General features: G+C 59.0%; 11 protein-coding genes, 1 tRNA gene and 1 pseudogene. 7 read left to right on the forward strand and 6 right to left on the reverse strand.

Annotation, left to right across the window (positions count from 1 at the left end):
* Window positions 1–20: 20 nt before the first annotated feature.
* The 5 genes from AC3WUM_RS18955 to AC3WUM_RS18975 all read right to left on the reverse strand — a co-directional run bounded on the left by AC3WUM_RS18955 (window position 21) and on the right by AC3WUM_RS18975 (window position 2,615).
* On the reverse strand, window positions 21–890 hold the full coding sequence (locus AC3WUM_RS18955; RefSeq protein ID WP_492412174.1) for a metallophosphoesterase: 870 nt from the start codon (window positions 888–890) through the stop codon (window positions 21–23).
* On the reverse strand, window positions 887–1,555 hold the full coding sequence (locus tag AC3WUM_RS18960) for an HAD family hydrolase (protein WP_492412176.1): 669 nt from the start codon (window positions 1,553–1,555) through the stop codon (window positions 887–889). Before AC3WUM_RS18960 ends, AC3WUM_RS18955 begins: the two co-directional genes overlap by 4 nt.
* A gap of 21 nt (window positions 1,556–1,576) precedes the next feature.
* Window positions 1,577–1,688: transfer RNA gene (locus AC3WUM_RS18965), tRNA-Ile, on the reverse strand.
* A gap of 223 nt (window positions 1,689–1,911) precedes the next feature.
* Entirely contained in the window at window positions 1,912–2,271 is a 360-nt protein-coding gene (locus tag AC3WUM_RS18970; protein WP_492412178.1) for a hypothetical protein, read from the reverse strand.
* A complete protein-coding gene (locus AC3WUM_RS18975; RefSeq protein WP_492412180.1) occupies window positions 2,268–2,615 on the reverse strand; it encodes a hypothetical protein in 348 nt (115 codons plus the stop codon). Before AC3WUM_RS18975 ends, AC3WUM_RS18970 begins: the two co-directional genes overlap by 4 nt.
* Window positions 2,616–2,803: 188 nt before the next feature.
* Between AC3WUM_RS18975 and AC3WUM_RS18980 the strand changes: the two genes are divergently transcribed.
* The 4 genes and pseudogenes from AC3WUM_RS18980 to AC3WUM_RS18995 form a co-directional block, all read left to right on the forward strand.
* Window positions 2,804–3,052, forward strand: coding sequence for a helix-turn-helix domain-containing protein (locus AC3WUM_RS18980; RefSeq protein WP_492412181.1), 249 nt, complete (start codon window positions 2,804–2,806; stop codon window positions 3,050–3,052).
* 332 nt (window positions 3,053–3,384) lie between these two features.
* The gene (locus AC3WUM_RS18985; RefSeq protein WP_492412183.1) at window positions 3,385–3,816 is read left to right on the forward strand and encodes a hypothetical protein; all 432 of its coding nucleotides are present in this window, start codon (window positions 3,385–3,387) and stop codon (window positions 3,814–3,816) included.
* Between the two features lie 596 nt (window positions 3,817–4,412).
* Window positions 4,413–5,639 carry a hypothetical protein gene (locus AC3WUM_RS18990; protein WP_492412184.1) on the forward strand — a complete coding sequence of 409 codons (1,227 nt, stop codon included), beginning with the start codon at window positions 4,413–4,415 and terminating at the stop codon, window positions 5,637–5,639.
* 357 nt (window positions 5,640–5,996) lie between these two features.
* Window positions 5,997–6,173, forward strand: a pseudogene (locus AC3WUM_RS18995) (IS3 family transposase); the annotation flags it as partial.
* 671 nt (window positions 6,174–6,844) lie between these two features.
* On the opposite strand, the gene AC3WUM_RS19000 reads toward AC3WUM_RS18995, so the two are convergent.
* Window positions 6,845–7,330: a hypothetical protein gene (locus tag AC3WUM_RS19000; RefSeq protein WP_492412186.1), complete on the reverse strand. Its 486-nt coding sequence runs from the start codon at window positions 7,328–7,330 to the stop codon at window positions 6,845–6,847.
* Between the two features lie 249 nt (window positions 7,331–7,579).
* Between AC3WUM_RS19000 and AC3WUM_RS19005 the strand changes: the two genes are divergently transcribed.
* The 3 genes from AC3WUM_RS19005 (at window position 7,580) to AC3WUM_RS19015 (ending at window position 24,891) form a co-directional block, all read left to right on the forward strand.
* Window positions 7,580–21,913 carry a LysM peptidoglycan-binding domain-containing protein gene (locus tag AC3WUM_RS19005; RefSeq protein WP_492412188.1) on the forward strand — a complete coding sequence of 4,778 codons (14,334 nt, stop codon included), beginning with the start codon at window positions 7,580–7,582 and terminating at the stop codon, window positions 21,911–21,913.
* A gap of 9 nt (window positions 21,914–21,922) precedes the next feature.
* On the forward strand, window positions 21,923–22,612 hold the full coding sequence (locus tag AC3WUM_RS19010; RefSeq protein WP_492412189.1) for a hypothetical protein: 690 nt from the start codon (window positions 21,923–21,925) through the stop codon (window positions 22,610–22,612).
* 386 nt (window positions 22,613–22,998) lie between these two features.
* On the forward strand, window positions 22,999–24,891 hold the full coding sequence (locus tag AC3WUM_RS19015) for a tetratricopeptide repeat protein (protein WP_492412191.1): 1,893 nt from the start codon (window positions 22,999–23,001) through the stop codon (window positions 24,889–24,891).
* The last annotated feature ends 9 nt before the right edge of the window (window positions 24,892–24,900 follow it).

A 24,900-nucleotide genomic window follows, 5' to 3' on the forward strand; every position in this document is an offset into this window, starting at 1 on the left:
CTCCTGGATTGGCCCCTGTGTCATGGCAAGGGGCCCAGTCTTGTAACTCGAGAATCGCTCAAGCTACTCGGGCCGAATGAGTCGCAGCTAGATACCTGCCAGTAGGTTTTAGCGATTGGATCAACGAGCGTCAGGCGCCCACCTGATTCGCGTTCGAAGGCGCCGGTGTCGATCCACAGCTGATTGCGTGAGCGATATGGAAGTCGATGCGGCATGATCGAGTGTCCGCTGATCACAAGATCGATGCCCAAAGTGGTGAGCTCCCGGAAGTCGAACGGGAAACTGCCCTCTGGGCTGTCCATCCAATCCTGAGCCATGGCGGCGATTTTGATTCGATTACGGCCCCGCAACCACCGACCGGCCGGCGTATCAAAAATACTTCCAATATCGTCACGCGGAATGTGCAGATGATGCACATCGTTCCAAGTTGAGTTGAGTGGTACCTCGCCGTGCACAATGCCAATTCGAGCGATGGGTCTTTCTAGGATTAGCTCGGCAACCAAAGGAAACTGTGTCATGGCCGCATTGAACCGTAGCAGATCCTCTCGACTTGCTTGCTGGACCCAGTCACCACCCTGCGAAAACCAGAAGTTCGGAAGCACTGACCGTCCGAACGTTTCGAGCAAATAGCCCTCGTGGTTCCCGAGGATGCAAAAGCGCCGCGGATGATCGATAAAGAACTTCACGACATCAGGGCAGTTCGGGCCACGATCGATCAAGTCGCCGACGCTGATCAGAATGTCTCGACTATCATCGTACTGGGCAAGTGCCAGCACGCGGAGGAGCATCTCGAGCTCGCCGTGAATGTCTCCGACGACAAGGAACCTGCCGCCTTCCGGCAGATCGGACTGCTTGAAGACAAGTACGTCAGGGTTGGGTGTGTCGCTCACTGCGGCACTCGCGGTTGTTCGTAATTGATCAGTTCACGCAGGTCCTTCAACGCGCCCGCGCTGCTGTGAATCGCAGTTCGATCCAGCAGCAGGGCTTTCAATCCCGCTCGACGCGGGCCGAGAACGTCTTCCTCCAGGCGATCGCCAATCATCAGAATTTGGTGGGGCTGAAGCGATAGATGGTCACAAAGAAGCGAGTACACGCTGGGATCAGGCTTCATGGCTCCGATCTCGAACGACCAAAGCTCCACGTCGAATGGGTCGTTGAGCAGAAGACGAGGCGCGACGCCGTACTCCGCTGCCGAGTTCGAAACCAGGGCAAGCTTGAGGCCGTGCCACTTCAGTGTCGCAATGACTTCTGGCACTTCCTCGTAATGCTCGGTTGTGGCCGTATCGAGCTTCAACTGGGCGATGAGTGCATTGATTTCGTCCGATGGGAGCGAGCAGCCGAACAATGCTGGGACAGCATGAAAATGGATGCGCTGCGTCATGATGAGACGAGCTGCTTGTGCGCGCTGTTGTGCCGACAAATTCAGCCTGTCAAGCAACAAGCGATGAGGGGAACTGCGGTTCGTGAGGCGGAGCAATGTCCCGTAGCAATCGAATGCTACTGCGCGAACTCCGTTGAGCGGATGCGCTGCTTGTGTGTTGTGTTGAGTGGGCATGACCGTACACGGAAAAGTGTGTGGTGCCCGGGGTCGGAATCGAACCAACGACCTGCCGCTTATCTAGCGGAGCCATCCGTGAGGATGGGTCGGATTATAAATCCGCTGCTCTACCGTTCTGAGCTACCCGGGCGTGACGCGATAAGACATTTCGCGTGCCCGTCGTATGAGGAAGATTAGGTAGAGCTGATGCATACGGTGATCCTGACATGAAGAAAATCGTTATTGCAAGCACGGCATTTGAATGCTTGTGACCAACGCGGCGCAGAAACGCAAACCGGATAGCGCGTGACGCGAAAGCAGCTACATTCGCGCAACTGAAGCACCGCGCTTTTCTTGGACGCGGCACAAAAAGTTCAGTGAAGATTGCGGTTTTTCTCTTGCGAGCGAAGCTTGGCGACCTCCAGCGCGATTCTCTCGAAGTTTTCGCGCCAAAGTCGCTGTTGTAGATCAAGGGTCAGATTTATGTCCTGCTCATCCATCTGCCTCATTGGGCTAAGCATGATTGAATGTGTGCGCTGAGACTTGGATGCGAGCGCAAGCCTGACAGAGCCGACTCTGACAACCACCGCAATCTCGTTGCTATTTGGTAGCCCGTATGCCGACCACGTCGCCTCCGGAAATTGGAGGTCGGGCACGTTGGCCATGTATTCGATGACCCATAGTGAGTTCGTGATTCGATGAAAGGTATTAGTCGCATCTTCGAGTTCACTCATCGACTCAAAGCTCCCTTGCTTCGACGATAGGGCTCCGCGTGGTGGCTCAAAAAGACGGCCATCGCGGAGCGGTATCGGAGGGCTTGAAGCGGAATCTCGACAGACAGTTCTTTTGCGATCGCTTCGGCGTACTTCTTCTGACGAGAAGTCGGCGCTTGGCCTTCGATTTCAACGAGAGCGGTGACTAAGTCGGCGATTTGGCGGCTCAAGTTAAGGCCGTTGACCCCGCCCTTGTCGTTGTTTCCGTGGTCGGTGACCAAACTGAGCAATTTCGCCTCTGTCCCTGCGTCCAGGGGGAGTCGCAAGGAATGTTCGAAGTCGCCATAAACCAGTTGAAAGCACACGTGACACCTTTTTCCCAGTCGAAGTTGCGCGAGGTTGCAATGCCTCGTCGTACTTCTCTCGCGAATTCGGGCTGCCCGCTGATACATCGAGAGACAAGCCACGCCAAAGCGTGCCGCTGGGCGTGGCATCCTGTAAATGTTAATTATTTTATACAGACAGTCAACTGGCGTGCCCGAAAAATGCCGGTATGCCGTCAAACCTCCCGGGCTTCACCAAACTTCGCGACCGCGCCGGGCATCACATCCGGCGGGCACGAAAGGAGAGGGGGCTGACGCAGGAGCAGCTGGCTGAAGCTGCTGGCATTGAGCGAAGCTACGTTGCCCAGATTGAAACCAGAAGGCTGAATATCTCCCTGGAGGTGCTGGAGCGGCTGGCGGATGCGCTCTCAGTTGATGGCGTGGAGCTATTGCAGCCGATTCCAGATCGGGCCAGTTGACGCAGCTAGCCGACGCAAGTCTTTGCATTGTGAGTCGGGTGCTTTGTGCGCACCGGCGATCATGGAGTCCTTGGAGTCCGGCCAGTAGCTGCCTCGCAAAAGGCGAATCGAGGGGGCGGGGCGATAGCTGGGCCAGAAGCGCCCGAGCCTCGCCAATCAACGCCTATAGCTGTGCCACCCAGGCCGCTCTAGAGTTTTGCGAGGACGATGAGCACCCCAATGATGTGGGGCCGGCGCAACATGCGATAGAGGGGCCGATTCATCCCCCCTCTTGATCGTAAAATGATGGGCACGACGCACCTGATACCAGCAAAACGTACGAACTCATCCCGATGAATCTCAGCTACACCGTCGAAACCGGCACCGAGGCCGTTACCGGCCAGTGCGCCTGCTGCGGCCGCGATACTCACGTGTTTCGCGGTTTTGTCTTTCGCGACCGGAATGCGTTTGCGATTTACCTCGCCGCCTACACAGACGGGCATCCTGAAGTCGGCACGTCGATGACCTTGAGTATCAGGGGCTGGGGAGATGGGGCCGATCGCACCGAGAAAGAAGCTGTGAATCTGCACTGGCACAACACGCCTACTGGGCCAGGCTGTCAAGTGATCGAGCCCGAAGAGGCCCATTTTCGCCCCAATCCCGAGTTTCTGGGCCCGATGCTCACGCGCGAGCAGGCGATGATCTCCGGCCGTGCCGCAGAGGCCTTTCAGATCGCCGACGCCATCTGGAGCAGCGACGCTCGCCTGTCGGAAACGCTGGCATGAGCCGGAGTCGCTGGCCGACGCCGAAGCCCCCTCGCGCTCCGGCAACACGAAACAATCCGTCTCCGGCACACCGCCAGCCGCCAGCCGCCAGCCGCCAGCCGCCAAAGTGGGCCGCGAATCGAGTCGATGGGCTGCCGTTGGCCGTGCCAATGAGTCGGGGGGCGTCAGCGCGAGATGCAACTCGTGGATGTGCATTTCGAGATTGCCGACAGTGTCGGCCAGTCCCATAAATCGTCCCACAGCCTCATCCCCAACCCCGTTTTTGATCAATCCGCACCGCGCAGCCACAGCAGACTCCTCGACCGCCCGCTTTGGCCCAAAACCAGCGCGTTGACGGAGTTCGATCGGATACTCGGATCGAATTCCGCAATCAATCGGCTGTGGGCACATCCGATCGCAAGCGCAGTCGCGATCTGAACGATGACACGATCCTTAATTACCGTCACATCGTGACAATAATTAAGGCAGCGGAAGTTCGCAAAACGGCACCGACTTCACAGTGCGGTAGCACGATCGTCGATACCTGTGATCCCGCTGTCATGGTTTTTGCGCAGGATGCGTTGAGGGCCGCGGGGGCGGCCTATAAGGGGATCAACATGATGCGCACGACCAAGGGGTGCACTTCGGCTGCACTATGCGTTCTGCTGTTTTCGCTGTCGCCGTCCGCGACATCGGCCGAGTTGGAGAAGGGGAAATCATACCGACTGATGCGAAGCGTCTACGGGCTTCAATCAGATGAAGAAGTGCCGAAGGGATCGACCATCGACGAGCAGCGTTTGCTATGGGGCATCAACCGGTTGCAAGACGATGTGGGCCGAGCACAGACCGCTCGTGAGGCCGCCGAAAGTGCCCTTGGCGCCGCAGAACGCCGATGCGCCCAAGCCCCATCGACTGAGCAGGCGGAATGCCTCGAAAACGACGTGGGGGCATCGAAAACCGTTCTCGAAGACGCGCAAAAGGTCGAAACCGGTGCGCGAGCACGATTACTCGCCGCGACCAAAGCGCAAGGCCAAGTCTACGAACGCCGACAGAACATCGTGACGGCCGAGACTGAGACGAAGGCCGCCGAAGCGGCGCTATCCACGGCGACGGTCGCATTGTCCAAAGCGCAGCCCGCCGACCTCACAAAAGCCCAACAGGACGCCGCCAAAGCAGCACAGGATGTGGCCTCGGCCAAGCAAAAGCTGTCGGAGGCGAAAGCCGCCTATGAGGCGCTGTCGGTATTCGCACCGGCCTATGCCGCCGCCAGCGGCACGCGATTCGTCGTCGAAGCGCTACGGCCCGACGGAAGTTATGCGGTTCGGATGGAATCCGTTTACGAATGGCCTTCGTTGACGCTTCCGATCGGAACCCATTGGGTCGCCGTTCAGGATACCTATCTGCTGCCCCAGGAACTCGGGTCCTCTAAGACCCAGGATTTGGTCGCCGAGACCAAAACCGGACTGGTCAGCGGCCCGTTGGTGGTGCCGTTCAAATGGCATTTTGACGGCAATGACCTCGGCGGCAGTGCCACGGTCGGCGCTTACGCGGGGTATGCCTACCCCGGCCCTAAATGGCTCTGCAAACCCACCGTTTGTCCGACCTTCATCCCGTTGATTTCGGCGGGACTGTCACAGGTGTCGGTCGATAAAGACGATGGCACGAAAGACACCAAGTCGGCGATCGCCATCGCCGGCGGCATGATGATCACCAGTTGGGGGGACTTGAACATCGGCCTGGTCGCCGGCGTCGATTGGAGCGGCGATCGGGACTATTCCCATGAAGGGGAAGCCTGGCTCAGCTTCATGATCGGCTGGGACTTGGCGTCAAAGAAGACGAACTGAAGTCCCCACTCCAGCGAATCCATGAAGAACTGCGCCGCAGCCGAGATCGACTGCGGCGCACACCCGCTTAGAACAGCGCCATCTGTTCGGACGCCTCGACGCGGGACATGACCACCTCGTCGCGCACCTGATCGAGCGTGGCGGTTTTTGGCGCCGCCACCGACGCCTCGGCCGAGGAAGATCGCCATTATTTGAAAGCGTAGCTGCCAATTCTAGTAGTGGCTGATCGTTCCTCTAGCCCCTTGGTCTGGGTAGCCCAGAGCTGTCCTGGTAAAGCCATCTGAAGAATGCCTGAGGCCGGGATTTCACCATCCTCCCGGACCTCATCGAACAACAAGTTCCAACGGCTCTCAACGGGTCAATCACAAGCGCGTCGAGCGGCTGTATGGCCTGGAGAAGCTGCAGGTGCGCCGTCGGCGCCGGAAGAAGATCCCGCCCGGCGATCGACAGCCGCTGATCCGGCCTGGCGCTGCCAACGAAGTTTGGTCGATGGACTTCGTCTTCGATCGTGTCGCGTCGGGCCGTACGATCAAGAGCCCTAACGGAAAGCGAGCGAAGGCTATCGGCGTGAGCGCGACGATGCTTTACGTGAGCTCGCACGTTCCGAGGGAAAGGTGGGGGCGATCAACAGCCAACTGGAAGAGGCGAAAGCCGAAATCGCGCGACTGCATCGCGTCGGTACATCGGCGTCACGCGCCAACTAGCTACGCGTGCAGCGGCCATGATTCTCCTCTCCCAGTTGCTAGTGGCTCTCGATACAAATGAGGGTGCAAACAACTCGAGGCCACACCTGAAGGATTCCAATGCTTGCGTGGAAACTGCCGCTTCTTCTGGTTCCGATCAACTAACGCATTTCGCATGAATAGCCATTTGAAGCTCTGATGATCCGCTTGCGGATTCTTCTGTTTTTGAGCGGCGAATCGAATTGCGTGTGAGCAGCTATTCGCAGCTCTGTGATCGGGCGATCTACGGCGCGCGAACTAGGGCTACATGCGGTCGTGCTTGGCGGATGTGCGTTAATCCAGATCGAACTCCCACAGCCAGAAGAGCTGCGTTACCGGAAGACCTGTCTGGGAAATCTTTCAACCAGACGCGTACTCTGGAGCCCTCGAAACACACGCGGCGGTATACCAGTGAGTCAGTAGCGTGAACTGCTCGCTGTCGCCTGATTCTTAAAGGCAGAGTTTGCCTAGCAGCATGGCGACCTAAGTCGCCCATATCAAACTCGCAATGGTTACGGCTAAGAGAATAAAGAGCCAGATCAGAGTCCAGGTATTGCGATATGTGCGTTTCACTTCTGCTGAAACCACATCCAGCTTCTTTTCGATTTGCTGTAGCTGAGCCAAGACTTCGGCGCTCGACGATTCGATCAATCCCGAGGTGAATAAATTTGCCCCGATCGAACCGTAAAAGAGCGTGAAGATCGCCCCCGCGAAGACGACATACAGCTTGAAGGTATCGAACTGCGCGTGTTCGTCTGGGGTCCATCGAACGCGTAGGGTTTCGTTTTCGATGAGTCCCGTTATCATCGTTACCGTCGTGAAAACGAAGGCTGCCAAATAGATCAGCCCGAACCCACAGAGCAATCGATTGAATCGATTGGCATCTCGATAGCATGCTGCCATCGCACCAAGTCCGAAGATGGCATACATGCCGAACAAGATGAGAATTGCCAACAACGGGGTGGGCATCGAAGTCTCCGGTCGCGGCCTCAGAGCCTACATCACTCCTGCCGGTGCCCGATCGAAATCAAGCAGTGAACTCGCTGAGGCCCGGTTCACCGAGTATCCGACTCGATTGGCTGCACATCAGGCTCGCTATCGCTTCGGAGAATTACTCGTTTAATCAGCCAGATATGCTCTTTCGAGCCCTTTGTATTTAACAGACTGTCGATTTGTCCGGATCACCTCGATATAGGGAATTCGAGAAGGGCAACGCCAATGTCGTCGATCTTCGCTGGAAGTGGTCTGGGTGTCTTCGGTAGCTCGCTGACGCAAGCCAACGGGTACGGGGCCGATGGCAACGCCAGAATCGGCAATGGCCGCGATCAGGTCCGGGTCAACGTCGTCAACGGCAACTTGGTCGTCGACGCACAAGACGAAGTCATCCACGCCTATGGCCTTGATGACTTTCTGGTCCGCACCTACAACAGCCAAGGCGAGCTCGAAGGCTACAACGACAACAACTGGCGGTTCTCCTTCGATCGCAGTCTCAACGTCGGCTTGCTGCCGCAGATGCTGCATGGCGACATCGTCCGCAAGACGCCGGACGGCTACGAGCAACGCTTTACCTGGGTCAGTGGCGACACCTGGAGAAGTCAGGTCGGGCCGGGTGCTTACGACACGCTGGTGGGGTTGGGCAGCACCTTCGAATTCCGTGAAGGCGGCACCGGGGTTGTCGAGACGTACACCAGCACCGGTCGCTTGCTGAGCATCCGCGACCAGAACGGCAACACGCAGACCTACAATTACGATCTGCTGCTGATGAAGGTGACGTCGATCGTCGACTCATCGGGACAGACCACCTTCCTTGATTACGGCGGCCTCGTCGCTGGCAGCCTGACCGGCATTCGCGTGGTGGGCTTGGTCCCGGGCACGACTACCGGACAGACCCAAGAGATCATGCGGGTGCAGTTCCAGTACGGTGGGCTGCTCAATGCCAATCTGCTTGCGGTTTCGGTTGAGCTGACGCCGGGTGCCGCCGGCTTCGGCGATGGCCAGGTGTACACCACGAGCTATACCTATGAGGCGGGCTCGGATCGCATCAGCACGATCACGCAGAGTGATGGCAGTTCGTTGACGGTGACGTATCAGATGGTTGGTGGCCAGTATCGCGTCAAGACATTGACCGATGCGCTGGGGCACACCACGCAGTTCACCTACGACACCGGCAACAACCGCACGATCGTCATTGATCCGCTGACCAACACCACGATCTATACCTACGACGGCAATGGTCGGCTGGTCAGCGTGGAATTGCCCGCAACCAATGGCGCGTCTTCGCTGATCCAGTATCAGTACGACGCCAACGGCAATGTCAGTCAGGTCACCGACGCGGCGGGGCGCATCGTCACGTATGCCTATGATGCCAACGGCAACGTCACGCTGATTCGCGATTTGCTCGGCAATACGGTTTCGCGAACTTACGATGCTGACAGTCGGCTGACCAGCGAAACGCTGTACACAACCACCAATCCGGTGGTGGGTACAACGCCGGGGATGACCTCGCGCTTCGCCTACGATGCCAACAAGAATGTGCGCTTCTCGGTAAGCCCACAAGGTCAAGTCACCGAGTACCGATATGACCCGATCGTGCGTAACGAGCGGGTCACGGTCATCCGCTATCCGGCTGCGCTGTACACCGGCACTGACTTTTCGACCGCCGCTCTGACCACGTGGGCTGCCGCGCAGGATCAGACCAAGGTTCAGCGCACGGACTCGACGTACGACGGCACCGGGCAAATTCGAAGCGTGACCGCGTGGAATGCGACGGATGCTGCGGGGCTGGGCCTCAACGACGGCAAGCAGAGCGTGTCGCGTTACGTCTACGACCGAATGGGCAGACTGCTGATCAGCGTCGATCCTCGTGGTAACTCGACCACAGCCGGCAACGCCTATGTCACCAGCTACGTCTATGACGGGCTTGATCGGCTCGTTCAACTGCAAGACGGTACCGGTCGCATTACGACCACGCAATATGACGACGCCAACAACCGCATCATCACCAGTCTGACTGGCGGGGTGGTGTCCACCACGGTCAAGAATCGAGCGGGTGACACCACTAGCGTCACGCAGGCGAGTTCGAGCGGCACGGTGTTGCAGCGCACGACCTATGACTATGACGCTGCGGATCGCCTTGTGCGCAGCACGGTTTATGCGAACGCAAGCGACACGACCGGCGCAAACACGTACTACATCTACGATGCGCGGGGACGACAGGTCGGGGTGATCAGTCCTGAGCGCGAGCTCGTCGAAACCGTCTACAACGCCGATAACCAGGTCATCGCCACCATCGCATACGCCAATGCGGTCACGGCTTCGTTGACCGATGGGACCGGTGCGGTGCTTGCCTTGGCGATCCTGCCGCTCCGCCCCTTGGCCAGCGACTTGGATCGGACGAGCCGGCGGTACTACGACAATGCCGGTGAGCTGATTTACGAAATCGACGCGGCGGGCTATGCCACCGGCTACACCTACGATGGCGCCGGCCGGCAACTGAGTGCTCGGCGTTACGCCACGCGCTTGACCACGATCCCAACCAGCGGGCTCGCTGGCGACGTCGCGGTGACGGCCAACGACGCCCAGGATCGAATCACCCGGTTCTTCTACGACAACGACGGACGCACCGTCGCCACGCTTGATGCGGACGGCTACCTGGCGCAGGTTGAGTACGATGCGGCGGGTGAGGTGCGCAAGACCACCGCCTATGCCAATGCGGCTCAAGCGCCCGTGGGGCAGAGCCTGGTCACGGCCTCGCTGAGCGTGCTGCAAGGCTGGGTCGCGCCCAACAGCGCGCTGGATCAGGTGACCTGGACGTTCTACGACGGTCAGGGTCGAGTCGTCACCGAACTCGATGCGGGCGGCTACGCCACCACTCGCGGGTATGACGTAGCGGGCAATGTCACCGCGCTGACGCGTTACGGCACTGCCCTGACCTACTCGGGCAGTGGCGCCGTAACGCTGCCGGGCAGCGGCTCGCAGCGCACGACGAGCTACCAATACGATGCGCTCGACCGCGTAACCCAAAGCACGGACTATCAGGGCACGGTCACCACCAACAGCTACGATGCCCGTGGCTTTTTGGTGTCTTCGACCGAGGCTGCCGGGCAGAACGACAATCTCGGTCGTGCGGACGCGCGGACCACTTTGCGCTATTACGACGATCTGGGCCGCCAGACCAATGTCGTCACGGGCAAGGGGGCTACACAGGCCTCACCGGAGAACTTCGGCACGCGCAGCGTCTACGATCTGGCTGGGCGGCTCGTCAAAACCACCGATCCGAACGGATTTTCGACGCTGTACTACTACGACACGGATTCGCGCCTGCGCTACACCGTCAATGCGCTCGGCGAGGTCGCCGAAAACCGCTACGACGCCTTCGGGGAAGTCACGACCACGCGGCAGTACGCCCAGCGCATCGACACAACGAATTTGCTCGGCGGTCTGCTGACGCAAGATTCAGTCTTCACGACCCGTGTCGGCACCTTGTCCAGCGCGGCCGATCGCGTTTCAAATTTCACTTACAACACCCGCGGCCTCCTCAGCACGACCACGGATGCCGAGCAGTTCACGCAGGTGCAGTTGTACGGCGCTTTCGGTGAAGTGGTCGACGTGGTCGCCGACAGCGGCGTGACGCGTGGCGCGGCGGCCAGCGCCGTGACCGCTGCCAATGGGGCGCTGCCGGCACCAGCCGGCAGTCTCTATCGCATCGATCACTTCGCCTACGACAAACGCGGCAATCGCACATCGACGACGCAGGATGTTGGAGGTCTGAACCTCGCCCAGTCCGTTGTCGTGGATGCCTTCGGTCGCGTAACCCAGCGCGTCGATGCCAACGGCAATATCACGCGCACGATTTACGCCGATCCATCAGGCCGTGTCGTCACCGTTCGCGATGCGCTCAATCAGAACAGCATCACCACCTACGATGCGTTTGATCGGGTGATCTCGCAGCAGGATCGGACCGGCGCGACGACGACCTATCAGTACAACGACGCCACGCAGACCGTCACGCTGACGACGCCAGAGGGCATTGTTCAAACGACGACGACCAACCGACATGGCCAGACGATTCGAATCGTCGATGGCGTGGGGATGGCGACCGTCTATGGGTACGATGCGGACGGCAATCGGACCACTGAGGTCACCGACACCAATGGCCTGCAGCTCACGCAGACCTCGACCTACGACTACGCAGGCCTGCTGCAAGAGGTCACGGATGCGCGCGGAACGATCACGCGCTACCAGTACGACGCCGCTAACCGGGTACTCACGCGCACGGTGGATCCAAACGGTCTGGCGCTGAAAACGCAGTACGCGTACGACGCCTTAGGTCAGGCCTACCGCACCACCGACGCGAAGAACGTCGTCACCGAGACGGTGTTCGATCGCAACGGTCGTACAACAACCGTCATCGTCGATACCGCCACGCTGAAGATCGCCACGCGCTATACGCGTGATGCCAGCGGCGACGCGGTGCTGATCGAAGAAGGCCTGCAAGCTAGTGGCTCGAGCGGCAGCTGGACCCTGGCGGTGATGCCGGAGACCCAGACCACGCAGGTCACCTTCGACAATGCGAATCGACGTACCAGCGAGATCGTGGACCCGGGCAGCGGCAAGCTCAATCTGACGACCCGCTATTTCTACGACGGCAACGGGAATGTTGTTCGTAAGCTCGATGCGAACAACCAAGCCTGGCGTTCACTGTATGACGCCAACGATCGACTGGTTTACACGGTCGATCCCACCGGTGCACTGAGCGAGAACCGCTACGACGCCGAAGGTCGAATCACGCGCACACTGCGCTATGCGACGCCGATCAATGCCGCGACGCTGACCGACAGCAGTAAGCCGTCGAACGTAGCGCCGGTGGTCAATGCCGCCGATCGCAGCACCTGGCAGGTCTTCGATCGCGATGGCCGCGTGAGCTATCGCATCGATGCCACCGGCGGGGTGATCAAGAACACCTACGATGGCGCGAACCGGGTCACCGTGGCCACGCAGTATGCTGCTCGGATCGTCACGACTTCGCTGGGTAATACGCCAACCAAGACCACGCTCGATGGTTTGGTCAATGAATCCAACACCGCAAATCGGCGCAGCTACACCGTGTACGACTCGGCAGGTCGGGCCGCGTATACCCTGGACTCGCTGCGAGACCTGACACAGACGGTCTATGACGGGGCTGGCAACGTGCTCTATACGAGAGCCTACGCCACGCCACTCGGTGGCAGCGTCGCTCTGACCAAGTCGGCCATCGATGGTGCGTTGGCTTCGTTGCGAAGCGACACGCGTGATCGCGTCACGGCCTATGTTTATGACGCAGCGGGGCGGCAACGCTTTTCCATTCGGGCGACGAGCCTTTCAGGCACATCGCTGACCGGTTACGTCACCGAGACCCTCTACGACGCGGTTGGGCGCGTGGCTGAGAATATCCGCTATCAGACCGCGGCGTCGCTGAGTAGTTTTACGCCGACGCTCAGCGCGGTATCGACCGCTGTAATTGGCGTCACCAATCCTGGCCTCGATCAGCACGACTACAACACCTACGACGGTGCTGGGCGCCTGACCTTGGTCATCGATGCGGAAGGCTACACGCAGAAGTACACCTACGATCGAGTCGGCAACAAAAAGACCTACATCAATCAGAACAACGCGACGTGGACTTACGCCTACGACGCTGCAGGACGGCTGACCGACGAAACCACGCCCAATGCCGGCGTGACGAACGTCACGGCCCAAACGCCCGTCACCGGCTTGGTCGGGGCGACGGGCAGCGTGGTGAGCTCGGATAGCCAGTTCGTCTACGTGACCGGGACGAGCACCATCGGCGTCTTTCAGCGCCAAACCGACGGTTCGCTGCGATCGGTGCAAGTGCTGACCGCAGGCAGCGGTGGCGTTGGAGCATTCAGCAATGGAGCGACGGCGGCACTGAGCGGAGACGGAGCTTATCTCTACATGCTCGCCACAGGTAACGGCGCGCAAGGTGACGGCACATTGACGGTCTTCAGTCGAAATGCCACCACCGGTCTGTTGACGTTCGTACAACGGCTGCAGGACAACGCTGGCGGGATCGACGGCCTGGCAAATCCGCAAAACCTGTCCGTCATTGGCAACAGCATCTACGTCGCCTCGGCTGCCGATAACAGCGTGACGCTGTTTACGCGCGGCACCAACGGCCAGCTGACGCTGACCCAGCGGCTGACCACGACCAACAACTCGAACTTCGCTGGCGCTGCGGCGGTGGCAGCCAGCGCGGACGGCGTGTCGGTGTACGCGCTGACCACCAGCGGACTGGTTGTAATGACGCGTAACGCCAGCACGGGTGTGATGACGTACTCGACGACCGTGACCGTGGCCTTTCTGCCCGGCTTGATCGGAGGGACGCCAACGGCGGTGCTGGTCTCACCGGACGGCAAGAGCGTCTATGTCGCAGGCCAACAGGATCTGCAACCGACGGTGTATGACAGGGCGACCACCGGCGCGCTGACCCTGCGATCAACACGCGTCGCCGGTCCGACCGGTACGGTGCTTCGCGGGATGGCGATCAGCGCCAATGGCAGCACGCTCTCGATGCTTGACGGTACCACCGAAGTCGTCACGACCTATGCGCGCGACAGTGTCGGAGCGCTCAGCGGCGCGGCCCGAACCTTGACCGTGAACGCGGCCTCAGCACGCGGCATGAGCCTCAGCGCCGATGGCGCCTACGCCTATGTTCAGCTGAGCGACAATTCGCTGGTCACCTACACGCGTAACGGTACGGGGTTGGGGGCAATGCAGCGCATCGCCCAGGGCGATGTTCTCCAGCAAGTACAAACGAGCAGCACCGCGACCGCGACGCGCTTCACCTACGACGGGCTCGGCAACCTCAAGAGCCGAATCGAGAACTATCAGACGACCGATCCGACGAAGGCTCGTGTCACCACCTACGACTACGATGCGGCCGGACGTCAGATCGTCACGACGACAGCGACGAAGAGTCAGGACGGCATTTACGGCAGCTTCGCGGCGGGTTTCAGCGCCGGTTTGTCCTCCTATGTCACCTACAACGCATTGGGCGACGCGGTTGTGTCGCTGGATGTGGGCAACCGGAGTGGCTACAAAGTCTACGACGCCGCGGGACGAGTTTCGTACGAAATTGATGCCGATGGATTCGTCACGAACTACGGGTACAACGCGTTCGGTGACCAGACCTCGGTGACACGATTTGCCAACGCGCTGAGAACGGGCGCCTTCGGATCCACTCCGGCGCATGTCGGGGGTGTGGCTTATACGGCGGAAGAAGTGGTCTTGCGCCTGCTGCCGGACAACGGAACCGGCGGCCGCGATCGCGCCATCACCACGACCTACGACACGGTGGGACGCAAGGCGTTGGTGGTCGAACCGACGGTCTACGCCTACGACGCGACGAGTCAGACGGCTGCCACCGCCAGCCCCACAACCGGCTTCGTCTACAACGCCTTCGGCGATGTGATCCGTCAGACCGCGCTTTCGCGGCCGGGCGTGACGGTGACAACTTATTCGTATTACGACCAGGCGGGTCGAAAGTCAGCGCAAGTTGACGCGATGGGGTATCTGACGGAATGGCAGTACTCGGCGACCGATACCCAGATTGGGCAGAAGGAATGGACTGATGCTCTGGCTGCTGGCACCTGGACAGAAACCGGGTACACCGCACCGACCGCCATAGCGGCTCAGTTGGGCGAGCAGCAAGTCACATCGCAGTGGCAAACGACCTTCGCTGGCGGTTCCACCTCGGGTTTGTCGGGCACTTTCGGCAGCAACTTCGTTGCCAGTAATGGACTGTTGCAGGTCAAGAACGCGACCGGCGGGAGCGGCTGGGTGTATGTGCAAGGCGCAGCGGCACAGCCGTACGCCGGGTCGGACACCAACCGAGTCAGCGTCGCGTTCGATTTCGTCACCGGAATCCTCTCCAATACTCGCGGCGAAAAGCGGATCGGCATCGGTAATTGGGATGGCGTGACCAACACGGCCGGCAGTGGCTCTGTGCCGCCGACCTTCGGTTTTTATGCCTCGTTCACCACCGATGGTTATGTGACGTTTGTAATGTTGGACGCCGGCCGAACGGTGCAAACCGCCCGATTCCAACCCGACCAGAACGAACCGTATCGAATCGAATTTGTCACCGACGCGCGAGGCGTGACCGCCTACTTCTATCGGCAAAGTGGCAGTCGAGCTTCCGCATACACCTACCGATTCGACTCGACAAACGTCCCCAGCTTCCGGACGCAGATCTTTGCGAATCGAGCGGGGAGTAATAGCAACGAAAGCTCGCTGAATATCACAAAGATCACAGAAAACTTCGGTGACTATGCGACGGTGTCGGCGGCGAGCCTGACAGCCCGTAGGACGGCTAACGTTCGCGAAACCCAGTATGGCTATAACCGATTGGATCGCCAGACTTCAGTGTCGCAGCTTGGGGTCATCTCAAGCACCATCGCAGCCGATGGCCGGATCCAAAGCAGCATCGGCACGATCGCCACGTCGACGCAGTACGACGGCTTGGGCAACGTCATCGCCAAGACCGACGCTGCGGGCACAACACGGTGGCTGTACGACGCGCTCGGGCGTCAAATCGCCAAGATCGGGCCACAGAAGGATACGTTGATACCGGACGGGACTACCGTTGCCATCAACAGCCTGGAGACCTACACCTACGACGCCCTCGGCAATCAGATTACGCAGACGAACTATGTCAATGGCGCGCTGAATGCGACACAAGCGACGCCGCGTCGCGTGAATTACTTGCGTGATACGACCAGCATCAGCCGTGTCGACATTCTCGGCCGCGTGATCGAGGCGATCGACGAGGAAGGGCAGAAGAGCAACTACACCTACGATCAGTACGGCAATGTGCTGCAGTTCAGTCAGAGCTGGAGCAACGTCGACGGCACCACCGGCCAGCAACTCGAGACCTACACTTACACAGCTCGCGGACAGGTGCTTTTCCGATCGGAGCGACAAACCTCCGGCGGCACGGCATATCGCAACTACACTTACAACGCGTTCGGAGAAGTCGTCAACGAAGAGGTCGGCAGCACCGATTCCTTCGGTGTCACTGACGCCTCTCTGCAAATTTTCCGTTATGACAATGCGGGGCGTCTGATCCTGGCTAATCCGGATGGCATCGACACGGTTTACCTTTACGACCTGCAGGGCCGCAACACGGCGCAGATCGTCAGTCCCGTTGATGACCTGAGTACAAAGGTCGCTGGAAACACGCCTTCAACCGCGGTTGGTCTGGCTAATAGCCGGCGCACCGAAACCGTCTACGACGCCTTGGGTCGCGCCGTAACGCAACGGCTGCCGAGTCTTACGCAGGCGACCTCATTAGCCACGCGTTATAAGCTGAATGTTGTCGACGGCAGCAGTTCGACTCCGGCGAAGATCACGCTAAACAACAATACCCCGGTTGGCGCCGTTATGAGCTTGCGTCTCGGCACGTTGACCACCAATACCTGGATTACTTTGACACCGACGCTGTCGTCGGCGACGGCTTGGACAGTGGATATTCCGGCCGTCCTGAGTTCGGGAACCTATAAGTACGAGCTCACGGTCTCAATGCCCGGCGACGGTACCGTGGTGAGCACGCAGTCGGGAACCATGCTGCTGCAAGCCCCGGGCATGTTCGGTTACACCGCAACGCCGACCGGCGTGACGCTGACGACGAGCACCATCGGAGGCGTGCCCTATCTGATCTTTACGCCGCCGGCCGGCAGCAATTTACTCAATGCGACCACTGTCGATCTGTCGACCGCCAGCGGCACGATACGCCTGTCCGTGCGCACGGGTACCGATATCGGTGCGGGCAAGCTAGGCACCCCCGTACCGAACGGGGGGACGATCACGGGTTTTCGGTTGATGGGACCCGCGATCACATCGCTGCAAGCGATTCTGTATCCCGTCTCGCCCTCTCCGACCCTGACGCCCACCGCTAACAGCGTAGCGCACGGAATTCTCACGAGCCTGTTCCAAGGGGCACTGGCAGAAGCGGCGATTGCGACGCGCGACCTGCGTATCGGCTCGCTTGAAGTGAAGCCGATCGGCAGCGGTCCCAACGTGGCCTGGACGCCGATCACCCTTGCGGCGACCGGCTCGCTATTCACACAGAATTTGAACCTCGACAGTTTCGATTTTCGAGTGCGCGTTAACACGCCAACAGGAACGCTTGCGGATCTGTCCGGCGTCACCGTCAATGGTCAAGCCTTGGTCGGCAGCGATGGTTACGTCAGCGGCTCGTACCGCAATGACTACTCGGTCTATCAAACGATCGACGATACGCCGACCAATCAGATCACTCAGATACTGACTCCGGTGCAATCGACGCAGTACGATCGCTGGGGTAACGTCACGCGTACGACGGACCCCACGGGCGTGGTGGTGAATTATCGCTACGATGAGTCGAACCGACTGATCGAAACGCTAAACTCCATCGCAGCGGTAGTCACCGACCGCGGCACCACCTACCTGAAGGCTGCGACGTTCGAAACCGCCTACGATTCAGCAGGCCGAGCCATCGCAGGCGTCGACGGCAATGGCAATCTCACCACGCAGCGCTATGACGCTGCTGGCAATCTGATCAGTCAGGCCGATGGCATGGGGGCTATTACGCGCTATGCCTACGATGCGCTGAATCGTCGTGTGCAACAGACCGATGCCCTCGGGGCGATCACCAGCTACGGCTACGACCGCGCCAGTCGCCTGACCATCGAGAAATCAGCCGCCAAAGTCACGGCGGATATCTACTTGTACGATAGCCTGGGCAATCGCACTGGCAGTAACCGGGGGCAGGCTTCATACGTTTACGACGCGTGGGGCCGCATCATTAAGCAACTCCAGCCAGCCACTTCGGGCAGTACGCCTCGCACCACGACCTACCAATACGACAACCTCGGCCGCCAGACGAGGCTCACCGATGCACTCGGCAACTACGAGACCTGGACGTACGACAGCTATCGCTTGCGTTCGCACACGTCGCTCTCCGGCAAGGCGAATGCATCCGATACGGTCACGGTCATTGGTGATCCCACGACCTATGGCTACGACTACGCAGGTCAGAAGACCGAAGAGGTTCTGACGGTTTCAGGCAAGAACTATGTCCGGCGCTACAGCTACTACGCGAACGGCCAACTCAAGAGCGTCTACGACCCAGGGCCCACACCGAACCCTGGCGGCATTTACTACCTCGAGAAGCTGGCCGAGTACCGCTATGACGAAGCTGGCCGCACCACGGCCGAAAGCCTAACAGCTCGACGTCGCAATATTTCCTCTTCGACCAGCTCGGGCTATACCTGGAATACGCTGCACAACTCAATCTATCGCTACAGCCCTACCGGCAAGCTGTTCTTGGTCAACGACAACGTCGCAGCGGCACAGTACGCCTTCGACGCGCAAGGCAACCGCAAATACACCACCGGCAGTTACCTGAACCCGGGTTCGAACTTTTCGACCTATCCCCTGAGCACCACGCTCTACCGCTACGACTACGACGCGAACAACCGCGTCATCAACGAAACCCAGCTTGAGTACGAAGCCAGCAGCGGTGGTAGCGTCATCGGCCACGACTTGCAGGCGATCTGGTTGCGCTACGACGCGGCCGGCAACCGCATTCAGGAAGACACTTACGCTATCGATCTTTTTGGGGCTTCGATCACTACGTTGAAGGATGTTGCCAACAAGGCCGCCACCAACGTCTACGAGGCGCTCGACGATGCCACGTTGGCCAGCCTGCGCAAGAGCGAAAACCGCAACTACTACGACGCTAACCGGCGTGCGACGACTACCTGGTCCAGCACCGGCGGTGTGCACGACTACAGCTATGTCAATTGGACGTACAACGACGCGGATCAAGTCGCAAAGCAGCAGTACAACAACGGATCGATCACCGCTGAGTACACCTATAACGGCGATGGTTCGATCAGCAGCATCTACCAGTACGGTGGCAGCGGCTATACCGACAACCGGGCGACCTACACCTATGACGCCGCCGGTAACGTGACGAATCAGGAAACGCGCCGCACCAGCAACAACAACTTCATTTCGAGTTACACCTACACCTATGCCTTGGGTGAGAGCGGCTACCTACAGCGCCTGATCACGGCCAACGCCAATGGCGGAACGACCAACACCAACACGTACTACAACTATCGGGACGAGATCAATTACACCAGCAGCCCGGACGGCTCCTACGCATACACCTACGATCTGAACGGTCAGATCATCAACAAGAGCGCGATCAACAATATCAACGAGCGTGAGCAGCAAGTTTTCGTCGGCGGCACCCTGATCGGCAGCAAGCGCACCGATCCCAACGGCGCCATCACGATGAACTTCGGCTTCGACTACACGCCGATCAGCAAGGCTTACCCCAATATCACTCCGGGTCAGTACGTGGTGCGCGCTGGCGACACCCTGCAATCCATCTCCCAAGCGGTCTACGGTGATGCAAGCCGCTGGTATGTGATCGCCGATGCCAACAACCTGTCGTCGACGAGCGCGTTGCCGGAAAACCTGTCGCTGAAGATTCCGAACACCGTCACCAACGCCAGCAACACCAGTGAAACCTTCCGGCCTTATAGCCCAGGGGATGTGATCGGCGATCTGACCCCGTCACTGCCGAAGCCGCGCAAGAAGCACTCGAAAACCTTCACCACAATTCTTGTCGCGGTCGTCGCCGTAGTGGCAACCGTGTATTCCGCTGGTGTGGCGGCATCAGCGTTTGGCGCCACCGGGAGCACCTTCGGGGTTGGGACTGCTGCGCTAAGCGGCGGAACTGCCGGAGCTCTTACGTCGGGCGTTGCGGTAACAACAGGGCAAGCTGTGGCTGGCGCGCTAGTAGGTGGCGCATTCGGCAGCATTGCTAGTCAAGGGGTGGCAATTGGACTCGGTCTACAAGACAACTTCTCTTTCAGCCAGGTCGCCATTGGAGCGCTGGGCGCCGCTGCAACCGCTGGGATTGGTGCCGGGCTCAACAGCGCTCAGCTGGGGGTCGCACAACTGGGCGAGAACGCCGCTTTCGGCGAACTCGCCAAGCGTGGGGCTCTGCAAGGCGTGCTAAATGGAGTAGCTCAGAACGGCATCGGCACATTCGTAGGGACGCAGTCGCATTTCAAGTGGAGTTCGATTGCGGCGGGTGCAGTCACCAGCGGAATCGCTGCAGGCGGAGGCTTTAATGCTGCCAATCCGTTCGAGAATATTGAGTCGCAGAGCTTCAACCTGCAATCACTTGCCTTTCAGACTACGGCGGGTTTCCTCGCAAACACCGCTCGTCAAGCCATCACCATCGCGTTGCAGGGGCACGGAAAGATTGACGTAGTCAGTATCGCGGCTGACAGCTTTGGCAATGCACTGGGGAACTCCATCGTCGGGGCTTTGCAGCAAGCTGATTTCGACAAGCGACTCGGCAACCTGAGTGGCGGCGCCAAGCAGGCTTACGACAACGTGCTGGAGCGGGGTTACACGCCGCAGCAGGCACTGGTCTATGCGCAGGACTATCAGGGCATTGAGTCGCCGATCTCGCGGATGGATGCCGGAGCTCCACGCATGTCGGCGCTGACGGCCAATGACTTGGCGGTTGATCTGAATGGCATCGTGGATAACGCTGCATCGATGTCGCTTAACATCGCGCCAGCGACGGTGGTAGCGAATAGGGACGTCGCTGCTCTTAACGCGATGCAGGCTCCCGCGACCGCGCAGCCGACCTTCGATGCCGCATTCGATAACGACAGTGTGCGCGACATCGCGGGACGCTACTTGAATCTACGTCGCGCAGAGTTGGCCGAGTTTCGTGGGAAGCCGATGCAGCAAGCTGCATTTACAAATTCTCAGTACTCGACTGTAGCCCTGTCTGACGATTCTGCGCCTTGGTTCTTTACCGGCGAACAAGTCTCCCAATCGGTGACCACGTCATTCTGGGGGATCAATGATGACGGACCTTTGGGGCAGGTTTTTCAAGACATCAACAAAGAGATATATGTCGATGCAATGGGATTCCGTGACATCTACAACGACTTTGGAATCGAGGGCGTGCGGCAGGTTGGGGAGCTTGTTTATCCCGGGCAAGCCGATTCTCTCATCAATGCTTACTCGCAGATAGATTCGATAAAGAAAATTGCCGCCGCTACTGGCGCGACGTTCAGAGAGGCAGCGAGCTCTGTAGAGGGACTGCCACTTCTGAGGTCCGCCGTCGGAAGTTTCTTTCAGCATGAGCAAGGGGTTGTAGCGGAATCAATCTATCAGAGGCCTCGTCCCGAGCTAGGCGGAATGACTGGGGCACAAATTGTTGAGCGCGATTTCGACAACAGTCGTCTAATGCAGATCGGGGCGTGGGCTTTCGGAGATGTCCAACTTGCCTCACAGAGCGTCTCGTTCTCCGGAAATTTAAGCAATCTAACTGATCGCCTTAGGTTCGCGGGGAATCTTACTAGCGCGTTCGTCAGCGCCTATACGAGCCCTCGCGAGTACGGCCTGCTCCGAAATCAGGTATTTTCGCCTTCGGCATTGAATAATGCTTACCGAAACACAGGGCCACGTTAGGGACTCTTCGTGATGCCATCAAAAAAGCAAACTTATGTGATTGTTGGAGCCCTCGTCGCGGCATCAGTCCTCTTGACCCTTCAAATGTTGATGAAGAAAGATAATTCCGACAGCAACCCAGAAAGGGGTTCGCTGCGTGTAGCAGTGAACCAGCCCACAAGCGCATTCATTGAATCGAACAGTGAACTACCCGCGTTTAAATCTCCCATCCATCCGGTTTCGGATGGGCAGTTCATATTCCACAACGTCTCCGAGCTCGTGGTTGCCGCTCAAGGAGAGAATGCTCCCCTTGTGTTCCCCAGTTTAGCGCCGTACGGGAGCGTGGTCGTTACTCTCGATACTTACGATCCTCAGCGGCGCGGAGCCAATGACGAGCGAATTAAGACGGTGGCATTTCGACCAGGCAGTAGTGCTAACAGTCCAGCTCTGACTCTGGAAATTGCACAGAACTTTCGAAGGGTCATCGAAAGTCGCTTGGACTGCGAGCCCGTAGGGGATTCATTTTCCCCCGGCGAAATCATGACTGTAGAACGTCTGAGTTCTGCTTTAGCTCAGTCGGATTTGGAATTTCTCTATCGTGATGCCTATCGATGCGGAAAATTAATGATAGTTTTCCAGATTTCGCAGCCATTTAGCCAGAGCCAAGCACCTTCTGATGAACGCGGCTTTGATGTATTGCTCTTCATTAAATCGGAATGACCTATCTTCGGCTCTCGGCTTGTAATCGCAGCGGCCGATGCCTTTGGCAATGCGCTGGGCAACAGCATCGCAGGTGCTCGTCAGCAGATCGACTTCAACAAACAGATTCGAGATCTCAGCGGTGCCCCGTTCGCAACTCCGGAACACCTGCTCATCGGTGAATCAGGCCCTCTTCATGTTCTCTCGCTCATCAGCGGGAGCCGGCTATCGGGGCTTAATCGCGTATCTGAGCGAGCCCAGGCGATGATTCGGCAAGTAGCGACCTGACTCATGCTGGCGCTATAGCTTGGCTGGGCGATCGCCGGAGAATGGTACTTTACAGATAGTGCGCAGCGAGGAGGGATTTCGAACTCGTCCAGTCGCGTTCAGTACAGCGGAGGAAGGTGATGGCAGACGAACCGATCTTGGCGACGGACTCTTATGGCCGTCAGGTGCCCGTCCCGCGCGAGCACTGGCGCACTGTGATCCTTCCGGGCCAACTGCAGCAGCATTGGTCGAACCCGGATCAGCTGTCGCGGGTCATCCTTGGCGCTCTTGCTGACGACTTAGGCGAAGAAGTCCGAGAGGCATCAGCCCATCTGCTGTCAATCGATCGTGATGTTGAGCGCAGTCATCTGATCCGTGCTCAGGTTTTGCGGCAGCTGGGGAACCGGCCTGCCACGAGTCAAATTCTTGAAAAAGCACTGAAGGACGTGGGTGAGACCCCGAAGCTGCTTCTGGAACTGGCCCGGCTTCAAGAGGGCCGCGATATCAAGAAAGCTCGGGAAACGCTCTGGCGCTCGTTGCAGGGCGACCCTAATGACGCTGCGGCTCTCGACTGGTGGACGCGGTTGAGGATCGAAGAAAAAGGAGAGAGCGTCCGCCAAGAAGTCCTACGCGAGGTAGGCGAACTGGCCGGAAGCTGGCTCGCGCCGCTGCGGAGTGCTGCCGAAAAGCTACAGCGCGGCGACATCGCCGATGCATTGCGATTACATGAGTCAGTGCTTACCCAAATCGGCACCGCCTCGCCTGAAGCTGTGGCCAAGATCGCGGCCGATCTGAGCCTCCACGGACAACCGGCCGCGCTAGTGCGATGGATCGCCCCGCGGCATGATGCAGGCTGCGGTGACGCGCAGGTTGGCCTCTATCTGATTCAGGCATATCTTGCGTTGGGGCGGCTCGATGAAGCTAATCAACTAATCGAGTCCCTATATCGTCGCGGCGAGCCGGTGCTGAGCCAAGCGCTCCGCTCTCATTCCGCCGACCTCGATAGGCAGCGGGCAAACACTTTTCCGCAGGGCACGACGCCAACAGCACGCGAGCCGCTGGAGATCGGCGTAATGCCATTTGATCGCCCCCCATGGCTGCTCGGGGGGGCCGATCTCGCCTGGGCGGCCGATCCTGCGCCGCGAACGCTGAAAGTTGCACTGCTGGTGCCGAGTACGGCTAACCAGGAGCAGTGGGGAAATCAGCCAGAACGGATAGATGCCGATCTGGGATCGGTTGGTCGCGCCGTTACTTTGGCAATGCTTGAGCTCTTCTACTTCACGAGCGCATTCGCAGCACAAGCCTTGATTCCCATCGCGGACCGAAAACACCTCATCCACTTTGCAGGAGAAGAGACAACCGAGCAGCTGCTTGGAATCGGCCAGCAGTTCGACTACATCGTGCGAGGAACGATTGCACCGTCCGGGGGCGACGCTCGAGTGACGCTCCATCTTCTGCGCGGTGCCGATGCTCAAGAAATCGAGCACTGGGATGCAGTGATCGCCATCGGCCAAACTGATCCTTTCAGTTTGGCGGAAAGCGTCGTCGCCTCCCTGTCGAGTCAAACCGATAAGCAGCGACGCACTCCGGCTTACTATGTGGTGCCGAGTGGCGAGTATTTGCCGCCTTACTGCACGGCAATGACCCAAACGCTGGCACTTACGCTTCTGTGGGAGAAGAAAGACCGCGAATTCATGCCCAATGCGCGCGATGTATTGTTCTGGCTGCAGGGCCTAGCGCTGGCGATGCCGCACAATGACGCTGCTCAGTTCATGTTTTTTATTGGCCTGCTCAAACTCAAGCGCATTGAATCGCCGGTCGTTGCAGAGTTCGAGCGATTTGCGCTTTCGCGTCTGCGCGACCTGCGAAGCGATAACTGCTATTCGGCGCGCCTTGCGCCGGTTGTCCACGCCGTGTTCGATCAGCGTAACGAATTCGAGTGGGCGGCCACGGGTGACCACGCATTTGAGCCACACTACGCCACGTGGTGCGACAATCTCGCCGCGAACATCTTGCGTTCCGCGCAAGGCTGATTGCTAAGC

The organism is Hydrocarboniphaga sp. FW305-C-57, from assembly GCF_058783045.1.

Bases quoted from the DNA above. Each gene is read 5' to 3' on its own strand.
- AC3WUM_RS18960 (WP_492412176.1), bottom strand. From the start codon at position 1,555: ATGCCCACTCAACACAACACACAAGCAGCGCATCCGCTCAACGGAGTT.
- AC3WUM_RS18970 (WP_492412178.1), bottom strand. From the start codon at position 2,271: ATGAGTGAACTCGAAGATGCGACTAATACCTTTCATCGAATCACGAAC.
- AC3WUM_RS18980 (WP_492412181.1), top strand. From the start codon at position 2,804: ATGCCGTCAAACCTCCCGGGCTTCACCAAACTTCGCGACCGCGCCGGG.
- AC3WUM_RS18985 (WP_492412183.1), top strand. From the start codon at position 3,385: ATGAATCTCAGCTACACCGTCGAAACCGGCACCGAGGCCGTTACCGGC.
- AC3WUM_RS18990 (WP_492412184.1), top strand. From the start codon at position 4,413: ATGATGCGCACGACCAAGGGGTGCACTTCGGCTGCACTATGCGTTCTG.
- AC3WUM_RS19000 (WP_492412186.1), bottom strand. From the start codon at position 7,330: ATGCCCACCCCGTTGTTGGCAATTCTCATCTTGTTCGGCATGTATGCC.
- AC3WUM_RS19005 (WP_492412188.1), top strand. From the start codon at position 7,580: ATGTCGTCGATCTTCGCTGGAAGTGGTCTGGGTGTCTTCGGTAGCTCG.
- AC3WUM_RS19015 (WP_492412191.1), top strand. From the start codon at position 22,999: ATGGCAGACGAACCGATCTTGGCGACGGACTCTTATGGCCGTCAGGTG.